At 64.0% G+C, this 258-nt stretch carries 1 protein-coding gene; it reads right to left on the bottom strand.

Annotated elements, in window-relative coordinates:
- A partial coding sequence (locus B8W69_RS29660) for a Mu transposase domain-containing protein (RefSeq protein ID WP_439330657.1) occupies nt 1-258 on the bottom strand: 258 nt, incomplete at both ends.

Below are 258 nucleotides of genomic sequence, written 5' to 3'. Positions count from 1 at the left end.
GACATGGCTGGCGATCAGCGCGTCGTCAGCCACCACCTCGATTCGCGTCGGATACAAACGGCTGCTGACCCACTTACCCGCGTACTCACACGGCACCGAGTAGCGGTTGCGCCCGACGCTGACCAGGCAGGTGCTGGAGACCCGCGCAGGCCGCTCGACGTAACCGTCGAATGGCGCTGGCACAGGCATCAGTTCAGCGCGCTCCAACTCCAGTACTTCGGCCACACTCAGACCGCTGTATTGAGGGTGCGTCAGCTC

It is taken from the genome of Mycolicibacterium vulneris (assembly GCF_002104765.1).
GTDB classification, from domain to species: domain Bacteria; phylum Actinomycetota; class Actinomycetes; order Mycobacteriales; family Mycobacteriaceae; genus Mycobacterium; species Mycobacterium vulneris.
Note: the sequence above shows the minus strand (reverse complement) of the source record. Positions and strands in the feature narration are given on the sequence as shown.